Here is a 25603-nt window from a genome sequence, read left to right as displayed (position 1 = left end):
GCGCCGTTGCCCCGTTCCGTGCGTGTGAGCCCCGGTCACGGAGGGCCGTCCCCCTCCGTCGCCGGCTTGCCCTGGTCGAGGATTCCCGACTGCGCGATGAGGAAGCCGAGTTGGGCGCGGCTGCCGCTGCCCAGGACGGTCGCGAGCTTGGCGATGTGGGCGCGGCAGGTACGGACGTTCATGCCCAGGCGGCGGGCGATCGCCTCGTCGACGTGCCCCTCGACGAGGAGTTTGGCGATGGAGTGCTGGATGTCCGTGATGCCGTCCGGCGCGGTCTCGTAGGGAGCGCCCGCGCTGAGCGGGACCGCCCGGCTCCACATGAACTCGAAGACCTTGACCAGATAGCCGACGAGGCCCGGGTGCCGCAGCTCCAGGGCGACCTGCCGGTCGTCCCGGACCGGGATGAAGGCCACGGTCTCGTCGCAGATGATGAGCCGTTCCACCAACTCGTCGATGGTGCGGTACTCCACCTTGCCGTCGGCGAACTGCTCCATGTAGGCCAGCCGCTCGGGGCTGTACCGGGCGACGTGCTGGTAGAGGGTGCGGATCCGGACGCCCCGTTCGATGAGGGTCCGGTCGCGCTCCAGCCCCTCGATCAGCCGGTTCTCGGGACGCTGGCCCCGGCTCGGCTGGACCGTGAGCACCTCGGACTGGCACTGGGACGTCGCGAGGTCGAGCGCCGTGTTGATCCGGTCGAGCCCCTCCAGGACCGTGATCGAGTGCGCCGGTGCCACCTGCTGGGCGCTCAGCGCCATGAACGGCTCGAAGGCGTCGGCCAGCTCGATCGACATGCGTCTGCGCTCGGTGATCTCGTGCTCCAGCGGGTTGAGCCGCTGGGCGAGCGCGACCGACGGCGGAACCGGAAGCATCCAGTTCGCGTCGTCCGGGTCGGGGTGCAGAAGGGCGAACTCCAGCAGACAGGGAACCGACTCCACGTCCGCGCGGGAGACGCGTCCTGTCCGCAGAGCGTTGGCGTAAAGACGGCCACCTTCCTCACACAACTCGGTCACCGCATGGGGATGTGTCGCCTTAGTCCCATTCGATACCAAATTTCCACCCCCCAGGGTCCTGAACATGCAGGAACATGATGCACCGTTCGTGTGGCCATGACGTGCCCGAATGAGCCATCGTCTTACTCGACGGGGGAAAAGGGGACCTTCAAGTGAGGACGAAGCCGACTATGCGTAACAGAATGCTTCGCTCGGTGCTTGTCGCCGCCTTCTCCGCCGTTGTGGCGCTCGGCGCGATCGCCGGCCTCTCCGGTGCGAAGAGCGACGTTCATGGAGTGGGTGCCACCGAGACCACACACACCGTGGTCGCCGGTGACGAGGCGCAGGCATTCCCGGCGGACACGGTCTGGGACTGACATGACTACTCCACCCGACGACCGCTCCTTCCGCAGAGAAATGGCCACCGCCTACCGCTCCGGCTGGCACTTCATCGACCTCGTCACCGCGATCCCCCACTCCGGTGACTCGTTGATGGTGACCGTCTTCGGCGAACCGGTGGTCGTCACGCGGGACGAGGACGAGGACGTGCGGGCGTACCGGTGTCTGCGGCGGCCTCGGGGGGCGCCGCAGCCCGTTCGGTGTGCCGTCCGGTACGGAATGATCTTTGTGAACCTGGACCAACGAGACCATCGGCTGGTGGAACCGGAAACCCCCACCCCGCGGACCATCTCAGCCACCCCCCGCAGTGCCTGACGCGATTCCCCCGTCGTAACAGATCGCGCAGGTGCTTCCCCCCGCAGCGGCGTCACCGTGACCTGAACACGGTGACGCCGCTGCAGTTTTGGGCGACATTTCACGGTATCGGGTGATCAGGCCATGGCTCAAAAATGGCCCATCGCTCCCGTGAGCGAGATCTCGATGACCACGCGCAGCGGGTTCGGCGCCGGAGTGCGCTCGTAGCGCTCGGCGTACCGCCGCACCGCCTCCGCCACCCGTTCCGGCTCCGTGCGGACGTGCGCCCGCCCTTCCAGCGTGGCCCACCGCCGTCCGTCCACCTGGCACACCGCCACCGCGACCCCGTCCTCCCCGGCCGCCAGCACGTGCCGTGCCTTCGCGCTGGTCCGGCTCGTGATCACCCGGGCGAGCCGGGCCTCCGGGTCGTAGGTCACCCCGACGGGCACCACGTGCGGGCTCCCGTCCGGGCGTGGTGTCGTGAGCGTGCACAGATGCCGTTCGCGCCAGAAGCTGAGGAACGACGGGTCCGGGGCACCCGGATCCTGGGCGTAGGAGGTCATGCCGGGAAAGCTAGTCCCCTCATCCCTCCCGTGGGCCGCCTTGAGTGGAATAGACTCAACTTTGTGTACGCTGACTGAGTCAGCACAGGAGTCGGTACAGGAGCTGACACCGAGGAGGAGTACGGACACGTGGATGCCGAGCTGACCAACCGGAGCCGGGACGCGATCAACGCGGCCGGCAATCGGGCCGTGACCGAGGGACATCCGGACCTCACCCCCGCCCACCTGCTCCTCGCTCTGCTCCAGGGGCAGGACAACGAGAACATCACCGACCTGCTGGCGGCCGTCGACGCCGACCAGGCCGCCGTGCGGGCCGGGGCCGAGAAGGTGCTCGGCTCGCTGCCCAGCGTGGCCGGGTCCACCGTGGCGCCCCCGCAGCCCAACCGCGACCTGCTGGCCGTCATCGCCGACGCGCAGGCCCGCGCCAAGGACCTCGGCGACGAGTACCTCTCCACCGAGCACCTGCTCGTCGGCATCGCCGCCAAGGGCGGACCGGCCGCCGAGGTGCTGACCCAGCAGGGCGCCACCCCTAAGAAGCTGATCGACGCCTTCCAGAAGGCCAGAGGAGGGCGCAGGGTGACCACCGCCGACCCCGAGGGGCAGTACAAGGCCCTGGAGAAGTTCGGGACCGACTTCACGGCCGCCGCACGCGACGGCAAGCTCGACCCCGTCATCGGCCGCGACCAGGAGATCCGCCGGGTCGTGCAGGTGCTGAGCCGCCGTACGAAGAACAACCCCGTCCTCATCGGCGAGCCCGGCGTCGGCAAGACCGCCGTCGTCGAGGGGCTCGCCCAGCGGATCGTCAAGGGGGACGTGCCCGAGTCGCTCAAGGACAAGCGGCTCGTCGCGCTCGACCTCGGGGCCATGGTCGCCGGTGCCAAGTACCGGGGTGAGTTCGAGGAGCGGCTCAAGACCGTCCTCGCGGAGATCAAGGACTCCGACGGGCAGATCATCACCTTCATCGACGAGCTGCACACGGTCGTGGGCGCGGGCGCCGGCGGGGACTCCTCGATGGACGCCGGCAACATGCTGAAGCCGATGCTGGCCCGCGGTGAGCTGCGGATGGTCGGTGCCACCACCCTCGACGAGTACCGGGAGCGGATCGAGAAGGACCCCGCCCTGGAGCGCCGCTTCCAGCAGGTGCTGGTCGCCGAGCCCACCGTCGAGGACACCATCGCCATCCTGCGCGGCCTCAAGGGCCGCTACGAGGCCCACCACAAGGTCCAGATCGCCGACAGCGCGCTGGTCGCGGCCGCCACCCTCTCCGACCGGTACATCACCTCCCGCTTCCTGCCCGACAAGGCCATCGACCTCGTCGACGAGGCGGCCTCCCGGCTGCGGATGGAGATCGACTCCTCGCCCGTCGAGATCGACGAACTCCAGCGCGGGGTCGACCGGTTGAAGATGGAGGAGCTCGCGCTGGTCAAGGAGACCGACCCGGCCTCCCGCGAGCGCCTGGAGCGGCTGCGCCGCGACCTCGCCGACAAGGAGGAGGAGCTGCGGGGCCTGACCGCCCGCTGGGAGAAGGAGAAGCAGTCCCTCAACCGGGTCGGTGAACTGAAGGAGAAGCTGGACGAGTTGCGCGGTCAGGCCGAACGCGCCCAGCGCGACGGCGACTTCGACACCGCCAGCAAGCTGCTCTACGGCGAGATCCCCACCCTGGAACGGGACCTGGAGGCCGCCTCGGAGGCCGAGGAAGAGGCCGCCAAGGACACCATGGTCAAGGAGGAGGTCGGCGCCGACGACATCGCCGACACCGTCGCCGCCTGGACCGGCATCCCGGCCGGCCGCCTCCTGGAGGGCGAGACCCAGAAACTCCTGCGCATGGAGGAGGAGTTGGGCAAGCGCCTGATCGGGCAGAGCGAGGCCGTGCAGGCCGTCTCCGACGCCGTACGGCGCACCCGGGCCGGGATCGCCGACCCCGACCGGCCCACCGGCTCCTTCCTCTTCCTCGGCCCCACCGGCGTCGGCAAGACGGAACTCGCCAAGGCCCTGGCCGACTTCCTCTTCGACGACGAGCGGGCGATGGTCCGCATCGACATGTCGGAGTACGGCGAGAAGCACAGCGTCTCCCGGCTCGTCGGCGCGCCTCCCGGCTACGTCGGCTACGAGGAGGGCGGCCAGCTCACCGAGGCGGTGCGCAGGCGGCCGTACAGCGTGGTGCTGCTCGACGAGGTGGAGAAGGCGCACCCGGAGGTCTTCGACATCCTGCTCCAGGTGCTGGACGACGGGCGCCTGACGGACGGTCAGGGCCGCACGGTCGACTTCCGCAACACGATCCTGGTGCTGACGTCCAACCTGGGCAGCCAGTTCCTGGTCGACCCGATCACCAGCGAGACGGAGAAGAAGGAACAGGTCCTGGAGGTGGTCCGGGCCTCCTTCAAGCCGGAGTTCCTCAACCGGCTCGACGACCTGGTCGTCTTCTCCGCCCTCAGCAAGGACGAGCTCGGCCGGATCGCCCGCCTCCAGATCGACCGGCTCGCGAAGCGGCTCGCCGAGCGCCGGCTCACCCTGGAGATCACCGACGCGGCCCTGGACTGGCTCGCCGTCGAGGGCATGGACCCGGCCTACGGGGCCCGCCCGCTGCGCCGCCTCGTCCAGACCGCGATCGGCGACCGGCTCGCCAAGGAGATCCTGTCCGGCGAGGTCAAGGACGGCGACACGGTCCGGGTGGACGCCTTCGGCGACGGTCTGATCGTGGGCCCGGCGACCGGCAAGACGCTCTGAGCGCGGTGGTGACGAGGGGGTGGCGGCGCCTCCTCGTCACTCCGTGAACGCCACGAACCGCACCACGGACCACTTCGGCCCGTCGTAGGCGATCTCCAGTTGCACGGAGGCGCTCTGCCCGGCGACCGGGCCCCGGTTCATGCACGCGTAACCGTCGTGGTCGCCGTCGCACTGCACGTTCCGCAGTCCCGGCCCGTCCGGGTAGCTCGCCGCCACCCAGGCGTTCACCTCGGCGCTTCGCAGCAGGAAGCGGGCCTCGTACCGGGGCTCCGGCGCGGCCTCCAGCACGCATGCGAGGTCGCGCGCCCCGGTCGGGGGCTTCGCCCCGCCGTAGGCGAACGCCTCGGCGCACGAGGCCTTCCGCTCGCCCGTGTCGACCGAGTCGTCCGTGAACAGCCAGGCGACCAGCAGCGCGATCAGGGCCGCCACCACCAGCGTCGGCACGGCCAGGATCGCCGCGAACACCCCCCATCTGGTCCTGCCCGGCACGGTCGGTTCCGCCGGTGTTCCGGTCTGCGTATCGGTCATGTCTTCCCCGTTTCCTCGACACCTGCATGCAGTGCTGACCGGATCATGTCAGCCCTGGGAGGACAGGGTCTGTCTGGGCTTGCCACCCCCCTCCCCGCATGGGGGAGGATGGCGGAATCCGTACGAAGGGAAATTCACGGTGACCATCGACCCGTCCTCGATTCCGAACTTCGGGGGCCAGCCCGAGCCGCAGCCCCAAGGACCGGCGGGCCCCGTCGTCCCGGATCAGGATCTCGTGAAGCAGCTCCTCGACCAGATGGAGCTGAAGTATGTCGTCGACGACGAGGGTGACCTCGCGGCGCCGTGGGAGCAGTTCCGTACGTATTTCATGTTCCGCGGCGAGGGCGACCAGCAGGTCTTCTCGGTGCGGACGTTCTACGACCGGCCCCACCAGATCGACGAGAAGCCCACGCTGCTGGAGTCCATCGACGACTGGAACCGGCGCACCCTGTGGCCCAAGGTCTACAGCCACACCCACGACGACGGCACCGTCCGTCTGATCGGTGAGGCGCAGATGCTCATCGGCACCGGCGTCGCCCTGGAGCACTTCGTGTCCTCCACGGTCAGCTGGGTGCGCGCCGCCATCGAGTTCGACAAGTGGCTCGTCGAGCAGCTCGGCCTCGAGGAGGAGGTCAACGACGCCGAGAAGCCCGAGGACGACGAGTAGCAGTTCCTCCCGCTGACGGGGCGTGCCGGCGATCACGGCCGGACACGCGCCGTAATCGGACGAGAGCCCGGCCAGGGCACCGGCCACCACGGCCGCGTGCCGGGGCCGGGCTCTCGCCGTCCGTGGCGGCGGCGTCGGGAGCGGCAGCGTCATTGTGGGAAGGCGGGCAGCCGGAACGGGGCCTGGACGCGAAGAACCCCGACCCGCTGAGCGCCACCAGCAGCGGGACCCCGCGGTGGACCAGCAGGGGAGCGTGGCGCGGTCGGCCGGCAACAGCGCGTACCGGCGGACGGCGGCCGGCGGCGGCGCCGTCGGGAAGGCGCGCCAGTCGGTCTCGCGGCGGCCGTCCACAGCCTGTGGGTAACTTTTCGGCCTGTTCGAAGGCCCTGGTCTGTTTTGCGACCGGCCGGGACAGCTCGGCGAGCGCCGCCGGCCTCCCCGGCTTCGCGTGGGACGAGGCCTTCGACTGGTACGTCGAGCTGTCCGAGACGACGTTCATGGCCGGCGGCGACGCGGCCAAGGTCTCGGCACGCGTTCTGGGCGAGGTCTTCGACGTGACGCTGCGCCTGCTTCACTCGATCGATCCGTTCGTGACGCAGACGCTGTGAACCACGCTCACCGGCCGTGAGTCCGTCGTGATCGCCGGCTGGCCGACGGACAGCGGCACCGGTCGGTACTCGTGCAGGGGGCCGACGATGCCCATGATGCTGTTCTGGTCGCCAACGCGGAAACGCCCGGCGAGGAGGTTCACGGCAAACGCCGGAAAATGAGGCGGTGCGCATCGGCTAGGCCGCCAACCGTCGGACCTCCGTCGGGGCGGCGGCCGGCGGAGTGGAGGCGATCCCGACCACCTCAACCCGCACCCCCCACGTTTCGAGCATCCTGGCCGTCTGTACCAGGGTGACCTGCGAGAACGGGAACAGAGTGTCGGCGGTGAGGTCGGTGCCGTCCTTCAGCAGGATGGCGAAGACGACCTTCGAAGGCCGGAAGTCTTCAGGCAGACCCTGCCCTTGCCGGGCGGCGGCCACCTTCTCGGCGAACCGTTCCCTCCCCTCCGGGGAGTTCCGCAGCGTCTGTACGGCGACGAGCGCCTGACTGAAAAGATGGCTCAGCGTGTCGGAGCCCTTGGCGCGCTTCACCATGACCAGGGCGTTGTCGGGGCTCAGCAGGTCGCAGATCTCCACGCCGTTCCCGCGGTGCAGCGCGGTCTGCACGTTGTCGCGGTCGAAGCAGACGTACCCGGGCCGCTGGTCCGGCACGGACGCGTTGTAGGTGCGCTCCTTTTCCCCGAGGACCCACGGGGGCAGGTCGACGGAGGGGGTGTCGGTGATCAACCGTTCGGCGTGCGAGCGGATCGCCTTCAGGTACTCCTGGTCGATCTCGTACCAGTGCTCGTCCATGAGGAAGAACCGGCGGGAGTCGAGAAACACTTCCGTCTCGATCCAGCGGAGCGCGCTGGACGTCCAGATTTCGTCGGCCCGGTCGGCGCGGTTGTGCCGGTAGAGGGTGACGGTTCCTTCCCGGAGCGCGGCCACGCGGCTGCCCGCACGCTGGATGCGTGCACGGAAGAGGACGTACTCAAGGTCGAAGTCGTCGGTCGACCGGCCGGCCGAGTCGCTGTTGATCCTTGCCCGGAACGCCCTGGCGGCCATGTAGTCGTCCCAACGGTCGGCGGGGACGGCGACGCTGATTCTCCCGTCGGGCTCCTGACCCAGAAGGTTGTCGAGCATGGCCTCCAGGCGAGTGACAAGACCGGGGTCGTCGACGGGCACGACGTGTTCGACGAACTCCAGCTCCGGACTCGGCTTCTCCTCACGCAGGACGCGGGCGATCGCACGGATGTCGGCGATCAGGTCGGCGGCCTCCACACCGAGCCGCATGCACAGGCCGGCGCCGCCCTCGGCACTGGAGATCTTCCCCGGGTTGTCCCGGGAGAGGGTGAGAGGGATGTTGTCCAGGTGGCCGCCGAGGCGGCGCACGATCCGTGCGTGCTCGACGATTCCCAGGCTCCACACCGAGGCCCCGCTCGGGATCAGAGTGATGTCGGTACGCCCTCCGCCGGGAGTGTGCGACACCAGGTCCCGGATCTTCGCGGGGTCCACCCGGCGAGACGCGAAGCTCAGCCCGAAGCGGTGGTCCTTCAGGCGGTCCGGCACCAGGCGGAACCCCTGGTCGTAACCGATCGCGTACACCTCACCGTCGACGGCCAGCATCAGCAGGCCGGCCGAGCGGTTGACGGGCCGTGACACCTCGATACCCGTCGTACAGAAGATCTCGTCGCACCAGCTCGCGACGGGCTGCTGGAAGCTGCCGGTGACCAAGACAGCTGGTACACCGAGGTTCTCGGGGACGTCGAAATCCGCGTGGACCCGCGCCAACTGGTCCGCGTCCAGGGCGTCGAACATTGCGTCGGCTGTGGGAGGGACCCCCCTGAGTCGGTACAGGGTTCGCTTGGACGTACGGGCCGTCAAGGTGCTACTCCTCGTTCCGCTCTATGTGGACTGGCGTCCTCGTGGTGTTGTTTCAAGTGGCCAACAGGGCGACGAGCGCCGCGACTTCGGCGTGCCATGCGCGAACCTGGTCCTCCGTGGGACCGATCTCGTACTGGTGGTAGTGGCATCCCAGGCAGAGCTGGCTCCACACGGCCTTCGCCCGGCGGGCGGTTCCCGCTTCGGCGCAGCCACGGAGCCAGAGGAACGCGGACCGCTTGGTGCCCTCCCGGATCGCGCGCGGCGCCCGGTGGGCGGTGAGGCGGTCGGCGACGGCGCTCTCCAGAGCGACACGGAGGGCGAAGGCGGCACCGCGGCACCGGCTCGCCGTGGCGGCGGCGGACGCGGCGGGTACGGCCGTGTCGGCGGCGGGCGGGGCGGACTCGCCGGTGTCCGTGAGGAGCAGGCCGGCGGTGTCGAGCAGCTGGCGGATCGTGTGGTTCACGGCCCCTCCTCGGGCTTGCGTACCGTCAGGGCGACGGCCTCGATGTCGTCCACGAACCGGTGGGGGTCCGGCATCGAGGTGCCGGTCGGGTGGGCGCCCTCCTGGCACTGCCGGACGAGGTCCACCGCCCCGGGGCCGCACTGCCTGCGCAGTTCGCCGTAGACCTCACCGGCCGTCTTCGACGGGTCTCCGAAGAGCCCGAGGGCGGCGATGTCCATCAGCGTGACGGCCCTCGCGACGGTCTTCTCCGCCTCGTGTTCGGTCATCCCCGCCCGGTGCAGCCGCAGCCAGGCGGCCTCGGAGAAGGCCCGTTCCAGGACGGCGCGGCAGAGGCCGGGCAGCACATGGGTCATCGCGACCGGCGGGAGGTTCCGCGTGCGGATGAGGGCGTGTGCGTCGGCCAGTGCCTGACGGACCGGATCGGTCACCCGCTTCACGGTGACCACGGACCGGCCCGCCCGCTCCACCTCCAGTACGGTGACCGGGAGTTCCTGGTTGGTGAAGGCCCGCTGGAGCCGTGTGTCGTGGGTGAAGACCACGACCTGCCGGGTCTCGCCGAGGTCGTGCAGCACCTTCGCGAGGCCATGGACCTTGGCGGGATCCATGGACTGCACCGGGTCGTCGATGACGACGAACCCGAAGGGGCTGTCCTGCGCGGCGGCGCGCGGCAGGAAGAGCGAGAGCGCGAGGGAGTGCAGTTCGCCCTGGCTCATCACGCCGAGCGCCGACGCCTCGGTGCCGTCGACGGACACGTCCATCACCAGCTTGCGCACGGTCGCCTTCTCGCTGCCGGTCAGGCGTACGGAGCGCAGGTCGACGCTGCTCTGCTGGCGCAGTTCCTCCCAGATCCGCTGCGAGTGGTCCTCGAACGGCCGCAGCCGCTCCTCGCGCAACTCGGCACGCGCCTCCTTGAGCCACTTGCGGGCTGCCCTGACCTGGCTGAGCCGGGGCCTGCCGGCGTACGCGGGCCGGGCCCGGTCGAGCCAGCCCGCGAGGCGGGTGACACAGGTGCGCCACTCCTCGTCGAGCTTCTCCAGCTCCCGCAGCGCCTCCTCGCGCAGTGCGGCGCAGGCGTCGGCGAGGACGAGCGCGGCGGTCTCGGCGCGGGCGGCGAGCCGCTCGGCGTCGTCGAGTACCCGGCACGCCTGCCACTCCTCCCACGGGTCCACGAGCGCGGCGGGCAGCCACGCGGGGACCGGCGTGACGAGGTAGCGGAGGGCGTCCACCGCGTCCCGCAGATCGTCGCGGGCCTCCCGCGCGGTCACGGCCTCCTGCCGCAGGCCGGCCACCTGCTCGGCGGCCCGCTCGGCCCACGCCTCGTCGAGCGTCCGGTCGGACCCGCACACCGGGCAGGTGTCCTCGTCCTGGTGCCGACGGCTGTGCTCCAGGGCCTTGGCCAGCAGTTCCGCACGCTGGTGCGCGTCCTCGGCGCCCGAGGCACACACGTCGTCCAGTACGGCGACGGCCTCGCGCAGCCGGTCCACGGCCGAGCCGACGGCGCCGAGGTCCGGTCCGGCCAGCGCGGCGGTCGCCCGCAGTTCCCTCAGACGGCCCTCGTCCGCGTCGGGCAGTGCGGTCACGAGGGCGTCGAGCTCGGTGAAGTCGGGGTCGCCCGCCCTGCCGACCACCGCGAGCGCGCGTACCGCCCGCGGGTCGTCCAGTGCGGACAACGCCTCGGCGAGTGCGGGCAGTTCGGCCTCGACCTGCTTCAGCGCGGAGTCGAGCGTCTTCTCGATGCTCTGGAGCCGCTCGTCCGCGTCGGTCAGTTCACGCAGCCCGAGGATGGCGGCGACCGAGTCGTACTGCTCGCTGGGCCTGCCGTTGAGGATCTTGTCGAGATCCGCGTAGGACAGGAAGGGGCTGTAGTCGTTCAGGGCCCGCTCCCACCCGATGCCGGCGAAGGGCCGACGGCCGTGGCCCGGCCGTCTGAACTCGACCTCGGGGGCGGTGACGTCGTCGCCGGGCCAGGTGCACGTCAGCGTGGACAGCCGGGGGTCGCCCGCGAGGGCGAGGCGGACCTCGACCTTCGGGTCGGCCCCGTCGTGCAGGTTGCGCCAGTGCCGGCGCCATACCTCGCCCCGCTGCTTGTCCAGGCGGGCGGTCCGGCCCGTGAGCGCCGTCTCGGCGCCCTCGGCGAAGCTGGACTTCCCCGAGCCGTTGCGTCCCACGACGAGGGTGACGCCGGGCCGCGCGGTCAGCGGCAGACGCGCCTTGCGGCCGATGCCGCGAAAGCCGCCCACGCTGATGGAGTCGAGGAACACCCGCTGGTCGGGGTGCGGGGCGGCGGGGGCGCCGGAGACCTCCGCCTCGGTGGCGCCGATTGCCTCGCGCAGGAGTTCCCGGGCTGCCTCGTTGAGCGCGGATCCTTCGAGGCGGGCGGTCAGGCGGGCGAGCGTCGAGGAGGCGCCTCGGCGGTGCTCGACCTGCTGGTCGGATGCGTTGGGTCCGCTCTGTGCGGGGTGTTCCGTCATGGTGCTCTCCGCCCTCCGTGGTCGGTTCCGGGCCGGGCCGTGCGCTGGGCGAGGGCCGTGAGCCTCTCGCTTTGCGCGAGCCCGGTGTGACGGAACAGACGTTAGAGGCGGAGAAGTTACTCAATCCATGTTTTCAGCGATAACCCTGGTTATCGCAACTCAAGCATCTTGCCAAACAGTTGGGCGGCCGATGGACACTTCCGCCCACACCGTCTTGCCCAACGGGTGGCGCGGTGCGGAACCCCAGCGCACGGCCAGGGTGTCCACCAGGAGCAGCCCTCGGCCCGACTCTCCCTCGGGAGCCGACGAAGGTGGCATCGCCGGGGGCCGTTTCGCGGAGGCCGCGTCCGAGACCTCGACGCGGACCAGGCCCGCCGCCGTGTCGACAGCGACCCGGAGACCGAAGCCGTGTCCCGGCACCCGGCCGTGGAGCACAGCGTTCGCGGAGAGTTCGGCGACCACAAGGGCGACCGCGCACGACGCGTCCGACGCCGGCGGATACCCCCGCTCCTCCAGGTGCCGTACGGCGAGCTGCCGGGCCAGCCGCGCACCGCGAGGTGAGGAGGTGAACTGTGCGACGAGAGGCGGCAGTTCGCTCTGTACGTTCGTGGTTTCTGTCAGCACGGCGTGGTCCGTCCTTGGCTGTCGAGCGGGGGATGTGGCGTGGTGTGCGTGGATCGTCACGTTCCGCACTCAAGATTCGTCCGGTCGCCCTACGCTCAACAGGTGACGCGTCCTTACTTTTCAACCCGTAAGGAACGGAAGTGACGCTTTGGCCAACGGAATTGACCCCAGTACGTCGATGGCCGCGCTGTTCGGTGCACGTGTCCGCAGACTTCGCCTCGCGGCCGGACTGACCCAGACGGAACTGGGCGACAAGGTTCACGTGGTGGGTACGCGGATCACGCAGATCGAGCGGGCGTCCGGAGCGAAGCCGACGCTGGAGCTGGCGCGGGCGCTGGACGCGGTCCTCGGTGCGGATGACTTGCTCGTGGAGCTGTGGCCGTATGTGTACCGGGAGGCGTTTCCGGACTGGTCGCGGAGGTTCATGGCCTGCTCGGAACGGGCGGTGGTCATCCGGCAGTACGCGGCGCATGTGGTGCCGGGTCTGTTGCAGACGGAGGACTACGCGCGGGCGGTTCTAGCTTTGGACGCGATGCTCGACAGCGAAGAACAGTTGGAGGAGCGTGTAGCGGCCCGTATGGGACGGCAGGCACGACTGAGTTCGCCCGACCGGCCGGAGCTGGTGGTGATCCTGGACGAGGCGGTACTGAGGCGCCCCATCGGCGGACATGGCGTGATGCGGCGGCAACTGGCACGACTGCTCGGTGAGGCAGAGGAGCGCCACATCAGCGTGCAGGTACTGCCGTTCGACCAAGGCGGACACGAGGCGATGGGCGGATCGCTGACGATCCTGACACTCCCGGACGGCGCGGAAGTGGCCTACACAGAGGGCTCGGACTACGGCCAACTCATCGAAGAGCCAGCCAACGTCAGCCGCTACAAGGTGATTTACGATCGGCTGCGGGCGGCAGCGCTGCCCCCTCTCATGTCACTCGACATGATCCGGTCCACCCTGGAGGGCAGCTACCGTGGCGCGAATCTCCCGTCCAAATCTGAACGGCGCCGCCTGGCGCAAGAGCAGTTACAGCAATCAGGCGGGCGGCGACTGCGTGGAGGTGGCCGACGGATTCCGGGAGAGCGCCGTCCCCGTCCGTGACAGCAAGGTCCCGCACGGTCCGGTGCTGTGCTTCGAGGCTGCCTCCTGGGCGGCTTTCATAGGCGAGTTGAAGGCCGGAGGCCACCGTCACTGAGCCCGCCGGGCCCTGGTCACCGTCCACGTCCCGGGCTCACCGGACCCCTGTCCGCGAGGGCCCGGCAGGCCGCTGACCTCCCTAAAGAACCGGGGGAAAGAACTACCCGCCCACCCACCCTCCCCGGCCGCAGGGCTCGCGTCACTCGTCCGGGTGACCGGCTTGCAGGCGCGGGATACGGACGGTTACGTTCGCCGCGACAACAGCACACAGACTTCGGCCCCCGCCGGGACTGCAATCCCGAACGAGGGCCTGACCGATCAGGAAGAGACACCTTCCCGATGGCTGACCCGCAGTCTAACGCGCCCTCGCGCGCCGACGCCGGAGCTCCGACCTCCGGCGTGATCCACGTCCGCACCCGCCTCACGGCCGACTTCACCGTGATCTCCAACGACCTCGCCCAGCGGCGCGGCAGTGCGGTCACGGTCGGCGTCGCGGCGTACATCTCCTCCCTGCCCGACGGCACCCCCGTGACCATCCCGGCCCTGTGCAAGCACTTCAGCGAGGGCGAGATCCTGATCTCGCGGGCGCTCAGGGAGTTGGAAGCGGCCGGTTACCTGGAGCGCCGCCGCGAGCGGACGTCCACCGGGCACGTCCGTACCCGCACCTACTTCTACGACGTCCCCGGCGGCGATCCGGATACGGAACCGAACCCAGACCCGGACGGGCCTCCCGAGCCGCCGAAGCCGCGTGGACCGCGAAAGCAGGGCGCCGCCGCTGCGGTCACACCAGCGTCCGGGCCTGTGGAGACAACAGTGGCCGCGCCTGCACCTGCGGAGGCGGAGGCACCGGTCTCGCTCGCCGACGCCGACCCCCGAGCCGTAGCCGTACTCACTGCACTGCGCCGGGTCGACCCCCGCCTCATCCTGTCCGCGCAGGAAACCGCCCGCCTCGCCCCGGCCGTCGCCCGGTGGCTCGCGGCGGGCCTGCTGCCCACGCACATCACGGATCACCTCACCGCACGTCTGCCGGACTACTTCCTCACCCGCCCGGTCGGCATCCTCGCCTACCGCCTCAAGGAGACTCCCCTGCCGCTACCAGCCAGGAGCGCGGAATCCGCCGTGCGCCCGACGGTCGTGCCCCTGCGGAACTGCGACGGATGCGACCGGGGGTTCCGTTCGGCGGAACCCGGCCGCTGCCGGGACTGCCGGGCCGGGGACCCACTACGTGCGGCCGGCTGAGCCGATGACCGGGTGTGCGGTCCACCCGCAGGTGGGAGGCTTGATGTGGCACGATGCGAAATCCGGCGCCAGGAGGAGGTGGGGCATGGTCGACAGGTTCAACGACGGGCTTCTGACGCCCACGGAAACCGCCTCCTACCTTGAGATTCCACAGTCGACTCTCACGTCGTGGCTGAAGAACAAGGCCGCTGGAGCACCGCTGGTCCACCAGGTCGAGCCGGTGCGGAAGGGACAGCCCTCGGTTCCGTTCATCGCGGTGGCCGAGGCGCACGTTCTGCGTTCCCTTCGCTCCCTGGGACTCCGCATGAGCGAGATCAGGGAAGCGGCCGCCGCCGTACGAGATGCCTTCGACACCCCCTACGGCCTCGTGTCCAAGCGAATCGCCACGGACGGCGTGGACATCTTCATCGAGCACGGCTGGGGAGACCTCCGCAGAGCCCGCGACGGCCAAGTCCCCATCCACGAAGTGGTCTCCGACTATCTCCGCTACCTCACCTGGGAGCCGGGCGAGGACTTCCCCTCCAGCCTGCGGCTGAGGCAGTACCCGGACTCCGTTCCCGTCGTGATCGATCCGAGGTTCGGCCACGGTCTCCCTGTGGTGGCCGGCAACCGCGTCACGGTCCAGGCCATCACCGACTTGTGGGAGGCGGGGGAGACCGTCGAGGACATCGCGTACGACTACGACATGACGCCTGAGCAGGTGGACGCGCTCTGCCGGGCCGTGGTGCACCTTGCCGCCTGAGTTTAGGGGCTGACGTCCAGGACGCGCACTGGCTGCTCCTTCCACGTCTGCGGTCTGGTGGTCGCGATCACCGCACCATCCGGCCGGTCGGGACTGGGCTGGGCCGCGTAAAGAGTGTGCGCGTCAGCCCACGTCGTCGCGCGGGCTACGGACAGGGCGGCTGACAGGTCAAGGTCGACGATCGTGATGCCGGGCAGGGCGGCAATGTGCTCCGCAGTGCCGGGCCGCGCCCGGTCGGCCTCGACCAGAGCACACACGGTGGCGTACAGGAACCAGCCAGACTCGGCGTGAGCGCGATGGATCAACCGGGAGACCAGGGCGTTACCTCGCCCAGCGGCCACCATCGCGCTCTCGTCGAGGAACACATGTACGTCACGGGTCACGCGGCACCCGCCTCGGCCATGCGGCGGTCCAGTTCGGCATCCAGTTCGGTCTGCTCACGCTCGTCGGGGTCGTAGCCATTCCACTCCCGCAGCACTGCCCGTGCCTTCGCCGCCCGCTCGGCCCGTTCCGCCGGGGTGAGCAGGGTCTCGGCGAGCCGGGCCAGGTAGGAACGCAGGGACAACCCTTCCTCAGCAGCTATCTCCGCAAGTCGATCGCGGGCGTCGGCGGGGATACGTACGTTGGCGTCGGGCATGATGCGCGCTCCTCTTGACTCGCGGGTACGGGTACGTACCCGTACTCACACTTTAGCCTGCCGGGGATGACACCGTCCGCTACTTCGCTGCCGGTGCCCAGAGCGCGGCCACGATCTCCATTTGCTTGAGGACCAGGTCGACCGCCTCGCGCTCCTCCTCCGGCGGGTAGTCGAACATCGCCAGCACGCGGCGGATGCGGGTCCGGAGCTTGGCCCGGACGGGTTCGCGGGAGAGCCAGTCGACGGAGAGGTTCTTCTGGATGTCCTTGACGAGGGCACGGGCGATCTTGGCGAGGGTGTCGTCGCCGCCCTCCATCACCTGGGCCATGTCGCGGTGGGCGACGGCGTCGTAGAAGGCCAGCTCGGCGTGGGTCAGCGGCGGGTCGAAGCGCTCGCCGCGGCGGGCTTCCGCCGACACCTCCCGTGCCAGGGCGGCGAGTTCGGCGATGACCTGGGCGCTGGTGAGCTGCTGGAGCATGTAGCGCCTCATCAGGTCGTTCAGGCGCTCGGTGAAGCTCTCGTTGCGGACGACGTTGTGCTTGGTCACCTCGCGCATCTTCTGCTGGATCATGCGGCGCAGGGCCTCGGTGACCAGGTGCGGGGTCTCGGAGTTCTCCAGCTTGCGCAGCTGCGCCTCGTTGAGGCGGGTGATGTCCAGCCGGCCGATCCCGGCCTCCGCGTACAGGTCGGTGATCTCGTCGGCGTCGACGACGGAGGCGGCGAGGGCTTGGAGATAGCGCTGGACCTCGGCGCTGAGCGGCTCCCCGTTCGCCTCACGCTGGGCGGCGTCGAGCTTGATCATCCAGGCCCGGACCTCGCTGAAGAAGGAGATGTCGCGGCGCCAGTCGTCCAGGTCCTCGCAGCGCTCGGCGATCTCCTTGCTCATCGCGCAGACGCGGTAGAAGCGGTCCAGCCGGGCGGCGCTGTCCTTGAAGCGGACGGAGAGCGGCTTGGCGGGGGGCTCGACCTTGTTCCCCGGGTTCTTCGGGTCGCGCAGGAAGTCGGCGGTCAGGCGCAGCGCACGCTTGCGGGTGTCGGGGCGGCCGGTGTCGGCCAGCCACTCCTTCCAACGGCTCCCGGCCAGCAGGCCCTTGATGGTGGCGATCTCATTCTTGACCTCGGTGACGGCCCGTTCGATGTCCGCGCCGAGGGTCTGGTCCTTGCGGTCCTGGTCCGAGTACTCGCGCAGGGCCTTGGTGAGGTTGTCGGTGAGGGGCGCGTAGCCGACGAGGAGACCGTCCTGCTTGCCGCGGAAGCGGCGGTTGACGCGGGCGAGTGCCTGCATCAGGTTGGCGCCCTGCATCGGGCGGTCCATGTACAGGGTGTGGATGGGCGGGGCGTCGTAGCCGGTGAGCAGCATCGAGTGCACGATGAGCAGTTCCAGCTCGTCGTCGGGGTCCTTGGCGCGCTTCTGGACGACCTTCTGCTGCGACTTGCGCAGCGAGTGCTTGCGCAGGTGCTCGGGATCGGAGCGGTCGCCGTGGAAGACGATCTTCATGACGCCCTTGTCGACCTCGTCACTGACCCAGCCGGGCCGCCGCTCGGCCAGTGCGTCGAAGACCCGTACGCAGATCTCGCGGGTCGCGCACACGACCATCGCCTTGCCGGGGGAGCCGATGTCGGGCTTGACCAGCTCGCGGCGCTGCTCCCAGTGGGCGATCAGGTCGTCCGCGAGCTTGGCTATGCGGTCCTCGGCACCGTAGAGCGTGTTCATCGTCGTGGCGTACTGGATGGCTCGGCGGCGCTCGGCGTCGTCCATGCCCTCGGTGAGGGTGTTGGCCTGCTCGTCGAGCGTGTTCGGGTCGACGTCCTTGGGCAGGTCGACCTTGATGACACGCGGCTCGTGGAACACGCGGACCGTGGCCCCGTCGTCGACGGCGCGCTTCAGGTCGTAGATGTCGATGTACTTGCCGAAGACGGCACGGGTGTCGGCCTCGGCCTTCGAGATCGGCGTACCGGTGAAGGCGAGAAGGGTGGCGTACGGCAGGGCGTCGCGCAGGTGGCGGGCGTAGCCGTCGAGGCTGTCGTAGTGCGAGCGGTGGGCCTCGTCGACGATCACCAGGATGTTGCGGCGCTCGGAGAGGAGCGGGTGCGATTTGCCGGCGTCCTTCTCCTCCTTGCTCAGGCCGAACTTCTGGAGGGTGGTGAAGACGATCCCGCCGACGTTGCGCCCCGTCAGCTCGGCGCGCAGTGCCTCGCGTGTGTCGATCTGGTGAGCTCTTACCCCCAGCAGGGACTCGCTGTCGAGGAAGGTGTCGTAGAGCTGGTCGTCGAGGTCGTTGCGGTCGGTGATGACGACGATGGTGGGATTGTTGAGCGCCGGGTGGCGGAGGACCAGCGCGGCCGTCTCCACCATCTCCTCCGACTTGCCCGCGCCCTGCGTGTGCCAGACGACGCCAGCCTGGCCGTTCGTCTGTGCCGCCTCGACGACGGCGTCCACCGCCTTGTTCACCGCGAAGTACTGGTGCGGCTTCGCGATGCGCTTGCCGGTCAGGGGCTCGCCCGGCTTGGGCGGGGGGAAGTTGACGAAGTTGCGGGTGAGGGAGAGGAACCGCTCCTGCGTGAACAGGCCGTGGATGGCCAGGTTCAGGGCGTCGAGGCCGTCGTAGCCGGGCTCGTTGGTGTCGACAGGCTTGCCCTCGTGGTCGACGTTCCAGGGTGCGAAGTGCTCATACGGCGTGAACGCCGTGCCGTACTTGGCGGTTATGCCGTCCGAGACCAGGCAGAGCACGTTGTAGCGGAACGCGATCGGGAACTCCGAGACGTACGTCTGGAGTTGGGCGTGCGCCGACTTGAGGGTGGCGTTCTCGTCGGAGGCGCTCTTGAGCTCGACGACGGCGAGGGGGAGGCCGTTGACGTACAGGACGATGTCGAAGCGGCGGTGGCTGCCGTCGGTGTCCCTGACCGTGACCTGGTTGACGGCGAGGTAGCTGTTCGCGTCGGGGTCCGTGAAGTCGACGAGGCGGACGGTGGGGGTCTGCTCGGCCCCGAACTCGTCCGTGTAGGTGAGGCGAATGCCGGTGGTCAGGTGCTCGTGCGCCTGCTTGTTCTCCGGGTACGCCTCGCGGGAGGTGGGGTCGGTGGCGATACGGAGGGCTTCGTGGACGGCGGTGGCGGTCAGCTCCGGGTTCAGCTTCTCGATGGCCGCCTGGAGCTCGTCGTGGAGGATCAGGTCGTCCCAGTCGCGGCGGTGACCGGTGCCGGGGGCGAGGTCTTTGCCGGGCTTGGCTTCCCAGGCGAGTTGGCCGAGTTCGTCGAGGGCCAGGTGCTCCCAGGTGGACTCGGTCATTTTGGCGTCGAGGTGGGCGGGGGTGGGGGCGCTGTTGCCTTCGGTGGTCATACGGCGTCCTCCACGATCTTCTCGGCGTCGCGGACGCGGAGCTTGCCGGACATCAGTTGGGGGAGGAGGGTGTCGCGGAGAGTCGCTAGTGCGCGACTCTCCTTCCCGGTCTGAATAACACGGTCATGCATCATGCCGAGTTGCGCAGAAAGCCGATTTCGATCACCTTCGGCAGGCAGCTGGATGACCCAGTTAGGCATCTCCTTGAGTGGCAGCCGGTCGACCGTCGCTCCGTGTATTGTTCGGCGTTTGATTTCCTCCTGGAAGGCAGAACTGAGGTACGCATGCAGCAGCAATGCGCCATTAACGGAGGATGAATTGCAACGCAGCAATGCCATCCGACGCCCCAAGCTGCCTCGAATACCAGGCGGCATGAGAGCGGCGTCGCCAAGCCGCGTCTCATACGAGAACAGGACGTCCCCAGCCTGAGGCTGCACCCGTCGAGTCCAGCGCGGGAAATCTTCCTCTGAAAGATGTGCGGACTCTGCGAGGTCCATGTAGCCGTTCTTAAGACTACTGATGCTTAGAAACCAAGGACCACTGTTAGTTTTCTTTGGCGTGGCGTGTGGCCCGTCAAAGAGCGTCGCCAAGTCGCCGATACGCTCGGAACTAGCACTCGCGGTCGTAGACTCGTAGCAGGAGTGAGCAAGACTCAGCGTGGTGTCGCGGATCCGTTCATTGATTGCAATCTTGTCATCCAGCGAGCCAAGCACATCGGCAATTCTCTGCTGCTCGGCGATGTCGTCAGGCACACAAAGCGGAGCGGCAACGAGCGTGGTAGCGCTGGCGTTGGGTTGCGCCGACTTGTCACCAAGCACGCCGCGCACATAATCCCAGTACTGATCTCCCTTAAGGGCATATCCAATGAAACGCGAGTCATGTTTACTTGAGATTTTCAGTCGCACTAGATACGAGGCGAATACAGCACTGTCGGGGACGCTACCCAGCCATCTACTCACACCAGTGGTTGCTCCGGTTCGGGCAATCACGATATCCCCAGAAGCGACTCGGTACTTCTCCTCCTGATCCCGAGTCACGGAGACAAATGGGACATCATTCCAGGAGAGCGACTGGCTAACAATGTCGGTAATCCTAAGGAAGCGAGTGCCGGTTTCCTGCAATGTCGCACTAGCGGTCAAGCCGTAGTCAACAGAATCGCAAACATCGCGCAGCCGAATTGTTTTCCAACTAGCCATCAATCCTCCCCAACTGCTCACGCAGAACAGCGTCAAGCCGCGTCGACTCGTCCAATTGTGAAAATAGTGCCTTCGTCAGCCTCGCAATCCGCTCCCCCACCGGCTCCGCATCCGGGTCCTCCTCGACTTCCGCCGCTCCTACATACCGTCCTGGCGTCAGCGCGTAGTCGTTCCTCTCGATCTCCTCCAGCGTCGCGCTGTAGCAGTACCCCGGCACGTCCTCGTAAGAAAGCCCCTTGTCCCGCGCCGACTTGGTGCCCCGCCACGCGTGATACGTGTCGGAGATCTTTTCCAGATCCTCCTCCGTGAGGATCCGCTCCGTGCGGTCGACCATCGTGCCCATCGCGCGCGCGTCGATGAACAGCACCCGGCTCCGCCGGTCCTCCAACGCCTTTGTGCCCTGCGGCGACTTGTCCTTCGTCAGGAACCACAGGCACGCCGGGATCGCCGTCGTACGGAAAAGGTTGGCCGGCAGGGCGATCATGCAGGACACGAGGTCCGCCTCGACCATCGCCGCGCGGATCTCGCCCTCGCCCGACTGCTTGGACGACATCGAGCCGTTGGACAGGACCACGCCCGCGCTGCCCCGGTCCCCCAGCTTGGACACGATGTGCTGGAGCCACGCGTAGTTGGCGTTCGACTGAGGCGGAACCCCGTACCGCCATCGCCTGTCGTCCGACTTCCTCGCCCAGTCGGACATGTTGAAGGGCGGGTTGGCCATCACGAAGTCGGCCTTCAAGTCAGGCAACTTGTCGTCCGCGAACGTGTCCGCCCAGCGGTCGCCGACGCCCTTCGGGTCCATGCCGTGGATCGCGAGGTTCATCTTGGCCAGACGCCACGTGCGCTCGTTGGCCTCCTGGCCGTACACAGCGATGTCGTGCGTGTGGTCCTTGCCGCGCCGCTTCGCGACGAACTTGCCGCTCTGCACGAACATGCCGCCCGAGCCGCACGCCGGGTCGTACACCCGTCCCTCGTACGGCTCCAGCACCTCGACGATCAGGCGGACCACGCTCGCCGGCGTATAGAACTCACCGGCCCGCTTGCCCTCGGCACGTGCGAACCTCTCCAGGAAGTACTCGTACGTCTCGCCCAGCACGTCCTGCGCCGGACGGTCGCCGTGCCCCGTGAAGCGCGCGTCACTGATGAGGTCGACGAGTTCCTTCAGGCGCTTCTGGTCGACGTTGTCGCGGTTGAAGATCTTCGGGAGGACGCCGGTGAGGGTCTTGTTGGCCTTCATCACCTCGTCCATGGCCTCGTCGAGGAGCTTGCCGACGCCGCCCTCCGCGCTGGCCGCGTTCTCGGAGATGTAGTCCCAGCGGGCCGTCGGCGGCACCCAGAAGACGTTCTTCTCCGTGTACTCGTCCTTCTCCTCCAGGAAGGCCGCCCGCCGGTGCTCGGGGATCTGGGCCAGCTCAGGGTCGGCGGCCAGCTCCTCGCGGCGTTCGGTGAAGGCGTCGGAGACGTACTTCAGGAAGACCAGGCCGAGCACGAACTCCTTGTACTGGGCGGCGTCCATGGAACCGCGGAGCTTGTCCGCGGCCTTCCACAGGATGTCCTGGATCTCCTTGGTGCTGGAGACACTGAGCAGTTCGCCTTGTCCGGCGGCTGCCGCGGCTCGCTTGCGGGGAGGCATCGTTCCTTCTTCCAGACGGTGTCGGTGGATGGGCTACGTGGGGTTGGTCGTTCGTAGTTCGCCGAGGGTCAGGGTGCCGTCGGCCAGGCCCGCGATCGTCAACCTGCGGGCCTCCGCCAGGGCGTCGGACTGGGCTCGAAGCAAGCGTTCCCGACGTTCCGTCTCGGCCAGTAGGGCGTCGAAGCGCAGCACCTCGTCCGGGTCGAGGTCGGGCACCTGGTAGTCCTCGATACGGCGGGCGGGGCGTACCGCGCTGGGACTGCGGGCGGTGCCACGAGCCGCGCCGAGCAGGGCTGCGAGGACCCTGGGCGTGAGCGGGCGACGGGCGTCAGCGTTGACCCGGAGGATGCGGCCCGGGAACGCGACGACCGAGAAGCCGTCGTGGTCGACGTACACGCCTAGGCGGGGCGCCAGGGTGTAGACGACGTCACCGGGCTCGGTCAGCGCCGCCCGTTCGTACTCCGTGGCCAGCAGCAGGCGGTCGATGCGGCGGTCGCCCACGGGCCGTTCGCCGGTGATCTCCTCGGGGCCCAGGACGGTGTGGTGGCCGTCCCGGGTGAGGTGCTTGTCGTCGATGCGGTGGCCGGGGAGTCGGGTCACCCTGCGTGCGGTGATCAGCTTGCCCAGGGTGGTGCGCTCCGGCAGGCGGCCGACTCTGCGCAGTACGGCCCCTCGGTACGGGCCCCGTTCGTCCTCGTACTCCCGGGCGTCCGCCCTCGCCCGCTCCAGGCGTGCCTCGGCCTCGGCGATCAGAGCAGGGCGTTCGGTGACCTTGTCGGACCAGATCGCGGACGCCGGCGGCGCGGGCGGAGTCAGGGGACCGCCGAAGGCCCGGTCCAGGTCGGCGACGGGGACCGCACGGCCGTAGCGAGGATCGTGACCGTCGAGTCCTCGGAAGCCTTCCGCTCGCCAGAGGAGAACGTCCTCGGCGAGCCGCATGCGTACGCCCGGTGTGAGCTGTTCCGAGCTGATGTCGGCGAGTAAGACCTTGCCCTCGGCCGCCTGGACCGGTCCGCGTGTGAGCGTCCACAGCGCGGGGCGGTAGCCGGGGCGGAAGGGCAGGACCCCGCCGGGAAGCGAGATGACCGACTCGACGATGTTCTCGCGCAGGAGGGCCGAGCGGAGCTGAGCTGCCTCGGTGTTCTTCAGTTCGTCGACGAGTGCGTCGGCCGGTCCGAGGACGACGGCCGTGCAGCCAGGGCGGAGGAGGTAGGCGACGCGTTCGAGCTCCGTCAGGGCGGCGAGTACCGAGCGGTCCTCGCCGGGGCGGTATGGGAGCTGGGTGACGACGAGGTCGGGGTCCGCGAAGCGTTCCTCCAGGTCGGTACCGGTCTGGACGTCGAGGTCGAGTTCGTCGACGCCCGCCAGCAGGAGGCGGCGGCGGGTGATGCGGGTGAGCCGGTCGTCGGGGTCAGCGGCGAGGACCGTGACGCGGTCGCGGTCCTCCGTGTCGTCGAGGAGCGCGGCGAGCAGGTCGCCGGCGCGGGCGTGCGGGTCGGCCAAAGTGAGGGACTCGCCCTGTTCAAGGCGGAGGCTGAGGTCGGTGAGCTGGGTGAGCAGGCCCCGCAGTTCCGGGGTGACCGCGTCGGCGGCGAGGGAGTCCAGTCCGAGCCGGGAGCGGGCGGCGAGCAGCCACTCGTACGCGCCGTGCTCGTCGTAGGCGGACTCGATCAGGTCCTCGGCGAGGCGGGCGAGCGGGGCCGCCGTGGCGTCGATGGCGCGAAGCTCGCGGAGTACGAAATCGTCCTCGGCGTCGATCCGTTCGGCCCGGCGCAGGAGTGCGGACCAGAGGGCCTCGTCGGCTTGGGCGTCGGAGGCGGAGGCCGGGGAGACGTTCGCGTCGTCAGCCAGGGGCCGGCCGTCGAGCCGGCGCAGGCACAGCAGGCTGCCGAGCGTCTCGACGAGCTGCCACGGCGTGAAACGGTCCCGCAGCGCGATGATGCCGAAGAGGGCCAGCTCGGATCGGAGCTCCCGCGGGGCGGCGTTGCCGAGCCCGGAGGCGATCAGCCACTCGGTCACCTGCGTGCCGTCGAACAGGGGCCGTCCCGAGTTCTCGGACACGACGGCGGGGAAGTCCGGGTAGCGTCGGCGCCAGGTGGACACGACGGGGCGCTTCACCCGGGCGAACGTCGCGATGTCGGACATCGACACCAGGAGAGGGACAGGAGCGCGTAGCGTCGATTCCAACGGACCACTTGCCACTGTATGCCCCCCTTCCTGTACATCTCTTGTCGCATGAGCCGCACGACTGACCCTGTCCGGTCAGTACCTCGCCGGCTTCGCCTCCGCGGCCTTCGCCCGCCGCCAGAGAACGATACGACGATCCCGATTCTCGTGCCTGCTCCGCGTTGATAATCCCGGTTATCGGATCGCCGCGTGACTCGGTGAGGCTTCTCTTGTGAGTATGGCCGCCGAAGTGATCCAGGAGGCACCCGCCCCTGTGGCCGGATGGCAGCGGATCACGCAGGCTTCGTCATTAGCCTGCCTGTAGGGGCAGTTGGCGATTGTTGAGAAGGGGGCACAGGATGGGTGATCTGGCGAAAGCCGTGGCCAAGCTCGAGGAGCAGGTCGAGGACGTTCGCATGCTGCGGCAGATCGTTGAGCGTCTCGACATGGAGATCGCAGGCCGCATGGACGAGATCGAGACGATCGGCGGCGCCGTCCTCGATCTTCACGGCGATCTCGACAACCAGATCGCCGAACACGACTACATGGCCGTCGAGCAGTCCGTCGCATCCCTGCGACGAATGGTGGACGTGGAGGAGGTCCTTCCCGCGATCGACACCGTCCTCCTGCTCACCGCGCTGCGCGATGGGGAATCCCTGCCTGATCTGACTCTGCCGCTGTCGGCTTTCGAGAAGGACGACGCCGGGGAGCAAACTGGCCTCACCCAGGAGGACCTGGACCGCGACTTCAAGGCAGACCTGGCGAAGGCGGAGCAGCGGTGGGAGGAGATCTGGGGTGACCATGACTGGACGGACTCCGACGAACGGGACTCCCATCAGGCAGAACACCGCGCCGAATCCGAACGGGAGGCGATCAAGGACCGTGCCCGGCGCGCCGCAGCCCAAGTCGAGGAGATCGTCGATCACATCGGCGACACACTGTGGCCGGACCTCGTCGAGGCGGTGGAAGCCGGCGACCGGGGGCGCGCGGTCCGGGCTCTCGCGGAAGCGTGCGCGGCGGCCCGGGAGACCGAGGCCGCTTACAAGCTGTACGAGGTCAACCTTTCAGTTTAGTACGAGTCGTCGCCGATGTCCCTAGGACCCATGGGCGAGTACCTGACTGGCCTGGAAGCACAGTTGGGACTGCCCGAGGGCGAATGACCGGCGACGGGTGGCGGAGCGGCGCAGGTGCACGGCAGTGGGCTTGTCCACTGACCCACACCTTCAACTCCGTTACCAGGAGCGCCCACTGGATCCGGTTTGTTCCGGATCTTGGGCAACCGTGGCCGTGACCCCTAGTAATTTGGGAGAAACACGGAATAG

The 25603-nt window shown here is 68.7% G+C and carries 22 protein-coding genes and 1 pseudogene; 10 read left to right on the top strand and 13 right to left on the bottom strand.

The window, feature by feature from the left end; all coding sequences use genetic code 11:
- Positions 1-35: 35 nt before the first annotated feature.
- Positions 36-1076, bottom strand: coding sequence for a hypothetical protein (locus AQI94_RS22040; RefSeq protein ID WP_031057318.1), 1041 nt, complete (start codon positions 1074-1076; stop codon positions 36-38).
- A gap of 104 nt (positions 1077-1180) precedes the next feature.
- Between AQI94_RS22040 and AQI94_RS44640 the strand changes: the two genes are divergently transcribed.
- Together AQI94_RS44640 and AQI94_RS22035 are read left to right on the top strand one after the other, a co-directional pair.
- A complete protein-coding gene (locus tag AQI94_RS44640) occupies positions 1181-1366 on the top strand; it encodes a hypothetical protein (protein WP_158806423.1) in 186 nt (61 codons plus the stop codon).
- Position 1367: 1 nt separating this feature from the next.
- Entirely contained in the window at positions 1368-1703 is a 336-nt protein-coding gene (locus AQI94_RS22035) for a Rieske (2Fe-2S) protein (RefSeq protein ID WP_007383548.1), read from the top strand.
- Positions 1704-1831: 128 nt separating this feature from the next.
- Here the strand turns inward: AQI94_RS22035 and AQI94_RS46255 are convergent, their stop codons facing one another.
- A complete protein-coding gene (locus AQI94_RS46255) occupies positions 1832-2245 on the bottom strand; it encodes a pyridoxamine 5'-phosphate oxidase family protein (RefSeq protein ID WP_031057315.1) in 414 nt (137 codons plus the stop codon).
- A gap of 129 nt (positions 2246-2374) precedes the next feature.
- Here AQI94_RS46255 and clpB point away from each other — a divergent pair, with 129 nt between their 5' ends.
- Positions 2375-4972: an ATP-dependent chaperone ClpB gene (gene clpB / locus AQI94_RS22025; protein WP_062229892.1), complete on the top strand. Its 2598-nt coding sequence runs from the start codon at positions 2375-2377 to the stop codon at positions 4970-4972.
- A 36-nt stretch (positions 4973-5008) separates the two neighbouring features.
- On the opposite strand, the gene AQI94_RS22020 is transcribed toward clpB, so the two are convergent.
- Entirely contained in the window at positions 5009-5500 is a 492-nt protein-coding gene (locus AQI94_RS22020) for a hypothetical protein (RefSeq protein ID WP_031057308.1), read from the bottom strand.
- A 139-nt stretch (positions 5501-5639) separates the two neighbouring features.
- On the opposite strand from AQI94_RS22020, the gene AQI94_RS22015 reads away from it, so the two are divergent.
- Together AQI94_RS22015 and AQI94_RS44050 are read left to right on the top strand one after the other, a co-directional pair.
- Entirely contained in the window at positions 5640-6167 is a 528-nt protein-coding gene (locus AQI94_RS22015; RefSeq protein ID WP_031057305.1) for a YbjN domain-containing protein, read from the top strand.
- A 443-nt stretch (positions 6168-6610) separates the two neighbouring features.
- Positions 6611-6772 (top strand): annotated as a pseudogene (locus AQI94_RS44050) (class I tRNA ligase family protein); the annotation flags it as partial.
- 180 nt (positions 6773-6952) lie between these two features.
- Here AQI94_RS44050 and AQI94_RS22005 read toward each other — a convergent pair.
- The 4 genes from AQI94_RS22005 to AQI94_RS21990 form a co-directional block, all read right to left on the bottom strand.
- The gene (locus tag AQI94_RS22005) at positions 6953-8638 is read right to left on the bottom strand and encodes a TIGR04141 family sporadically distributed protein (protein WP_031057301.1); all 1686 of its coding nucleotides are present in this window, start codon (positions 8636-8638) and stop codon (positions 6953-6955) included.
- 52 nt (positions 8639-8690) lie between these two features.
- Positions 8691-9101, bottom strand: a complete 411-nt coding sequence (locus AQI94_RS22000; protein WP_079062553.1) for a hypothetical protein — start codon at positions 9099-9101, stop codon at positions 8691-8693.
- Positions 9098-11572, bottom strand: a complete 2475-nt coding sequence (locus AQI94_RS21995) for an AAA family ATPase (RefSeq protein ID WP_031037240.1) — start codon at positions 11570-11572, stop codon at positions 9098-9100. Before AQI94_RS21995 ends, AQI94_RS22000 begins: the two co-directional genes overlap by 4 nt.
- A gap of 159 nt (positions 11573-11731) precedes the next feature.
- On the bottom strand, positions 11732-12196 hold the full coding sequence (locus AQI94_RS21990) for an ATP-binding protein (protein ID WP_031037236.1): 465 nt from the start codon (positions 12194-12196) through the stop codon (positions 11732-11734).
- A 178-nt stretch (positions 12197-12374) separates the two neighbouring features.
- Between AQI94_RS21990 and AQI94_RS21985 the strand changes: the two genes are divergently transcribed.
- The 4 genes from AQI94_RS21985 (at position 12375) to AQI94_RS21975 (ending at position 15309) form a co-directional block, all read left to right on the top strand.
- Positions 12375-13292 carry a helix-turn-helix domain-containing protein gene (locus AQI94_RS21985; protein ID WP_031037234.1) on the top strand — a complete coding sequence of 306 codons (918 nt, stop codon included), beginning with the start codon at positions 12375-12377 and terminating at the stop codon, positions 13290-13292.
- Positions 13246-13386 (top strand): DUF397 domain-containing protein, encoded by a 141-nt coding sequence (locus AQI94_RS45710; protein WP_225890239.1) that lies wholly within the window; start codon positions 13246-13248, stop codon positions 13384-13386. Before AQI94_RS21985 ends, AQI94_RS45710 begins: the two co-directional genes overlap by 47 nt.
- Before the next feature lie 281 nt (positions 13387-13667).
- Positions 13668-14567: a hypothetical protein gene (locus AQI94_RS21980; protein ID WP_031037231.1), complete on the top strand. Its 900-nt coding sequence runs from the start codon at positions 13668-13670 to the stop codon at positions 14565-14567.
- A gap of 85 nt (positions 14568-14652) precedes the next feature.
- A complete protein-coding gene (locus AQI94_RS21975) occupies positions 14653-15309 on the top strand; it encodes a DUF433 domain-containing protein (RefSeq protein ID WP_031037229.1) in 657 nt (218 codons plus the stop codon).
- Between the two features lie 2 nt (positions 15310-15311).
- On the opposite strand, the gene AQI94_RS21970 is transcribed toward AQI94_RS21975, so the two are convergent.
- From AQI94_RS21970 to AQI94_RS21950, 6 genes are all read right to left on the bottom strand, one after another.
- Positions 15312-15653, bottom strand: coding sequence for a PIN domain-containing protein (locus AQI94_RS21970; RefSeq protein ID WP_051831890.1), 342 nt, complete (start codon positions 15651-15653; stop codon positions 15312-15314).
- 35 nt (positions 15654-15688) lie between these two features.
- Positions 15689-15946, bottom strand: coding sequence for an Arc family DNA-binding protein (locus AQI94_RS21965; RefSeq protein WP_031037222.1), 258 nt, complete (start codon positions 15944-15946; stop codon positions 15689-15691).
- Positions 15947-16025: 79 nt separating this feature from the next.
- A complete protein-coding gene (locus AQI94_RS21960; protein WP_031037219.1) occupies positions 16026-19286 on the bottom strand; it encodes a type I restriction endonuclease subunit R in 3261 nt (1086 codons plus the stop codon).
- Positions 19283-20503 (bottom strand): restriction endonuclease subunit S, encoded by a 1221-nt coding sequence (locus AQI94_RS42985; protein WP_158806139.1) that lies wholly within the window; start codon positions 20501-20503, stop codon positions 19283-19285. Before AQI94_RS42985 ends, AQI94_RS21960 begins: the two co-directional genes overlap by 4 nt.
- Positions 20475-22115: a class I SAM-dependent DNA methyltransferase gene (locus AQI94_RS21955; RefSeq protein ID WP_031037216.1), complete on the bottom strand. Its 1641-nt coding sequence runs from the start codon at positions 22113-22115 to the stop codon at positions 20475-20477. The genes AQI94_RS42985 and AQI94_RS21955 overlap by 29 nt, the downstream gene beginning before the upstream one ends.
- A gap of 33 nt (positions 22116-22148) precedes the next feature.
- The gene (locus AQI94_RS21950; protein ID WP_031037213.1) at positions 22149-24260 is read right to left on the bottom strand and encodes a hypothetical protein; all 2112 of its coding nucleotides are present in this window, start codon (positions 24258-24260) and stop codon (positions 22149-22151) included.
- A 380-nt stretch (positions 24261-24640) separates the two neighbouring features.
- Between AQI94_RS21950 and AQI94_RS21945 the strand changes: the two genes are divergently transcribed.
- Complete coding sequence (locus AQI94_RS21945) at positions 24641-25354, top strand: hypothetical protein (protein ID WP_031037211.1); 714 nt, start codon at positions 24641-24643, stop codon at positions 25352-25354.
- The last annotated feature ends 249 nt before the right edge of the window (positions 25355-25603 follow it).

Origin of the sequence: Streptomyces pseudovenezuelae, assembly GCF_001513955.1 — a bacterium.
In the GTDB taxonomy this organism is placed as follows: Bacteria; Actinomycetota; Actinomycetes; order Streptomycetales; family Streptomycetaceae; genus Streptomyces; species Streptomyces pseudovenezuelae.
Note: the sequence above shows the minus strand (reverse complement) of the source record. Positions and strands in the feature narration are given on the sequence as shown.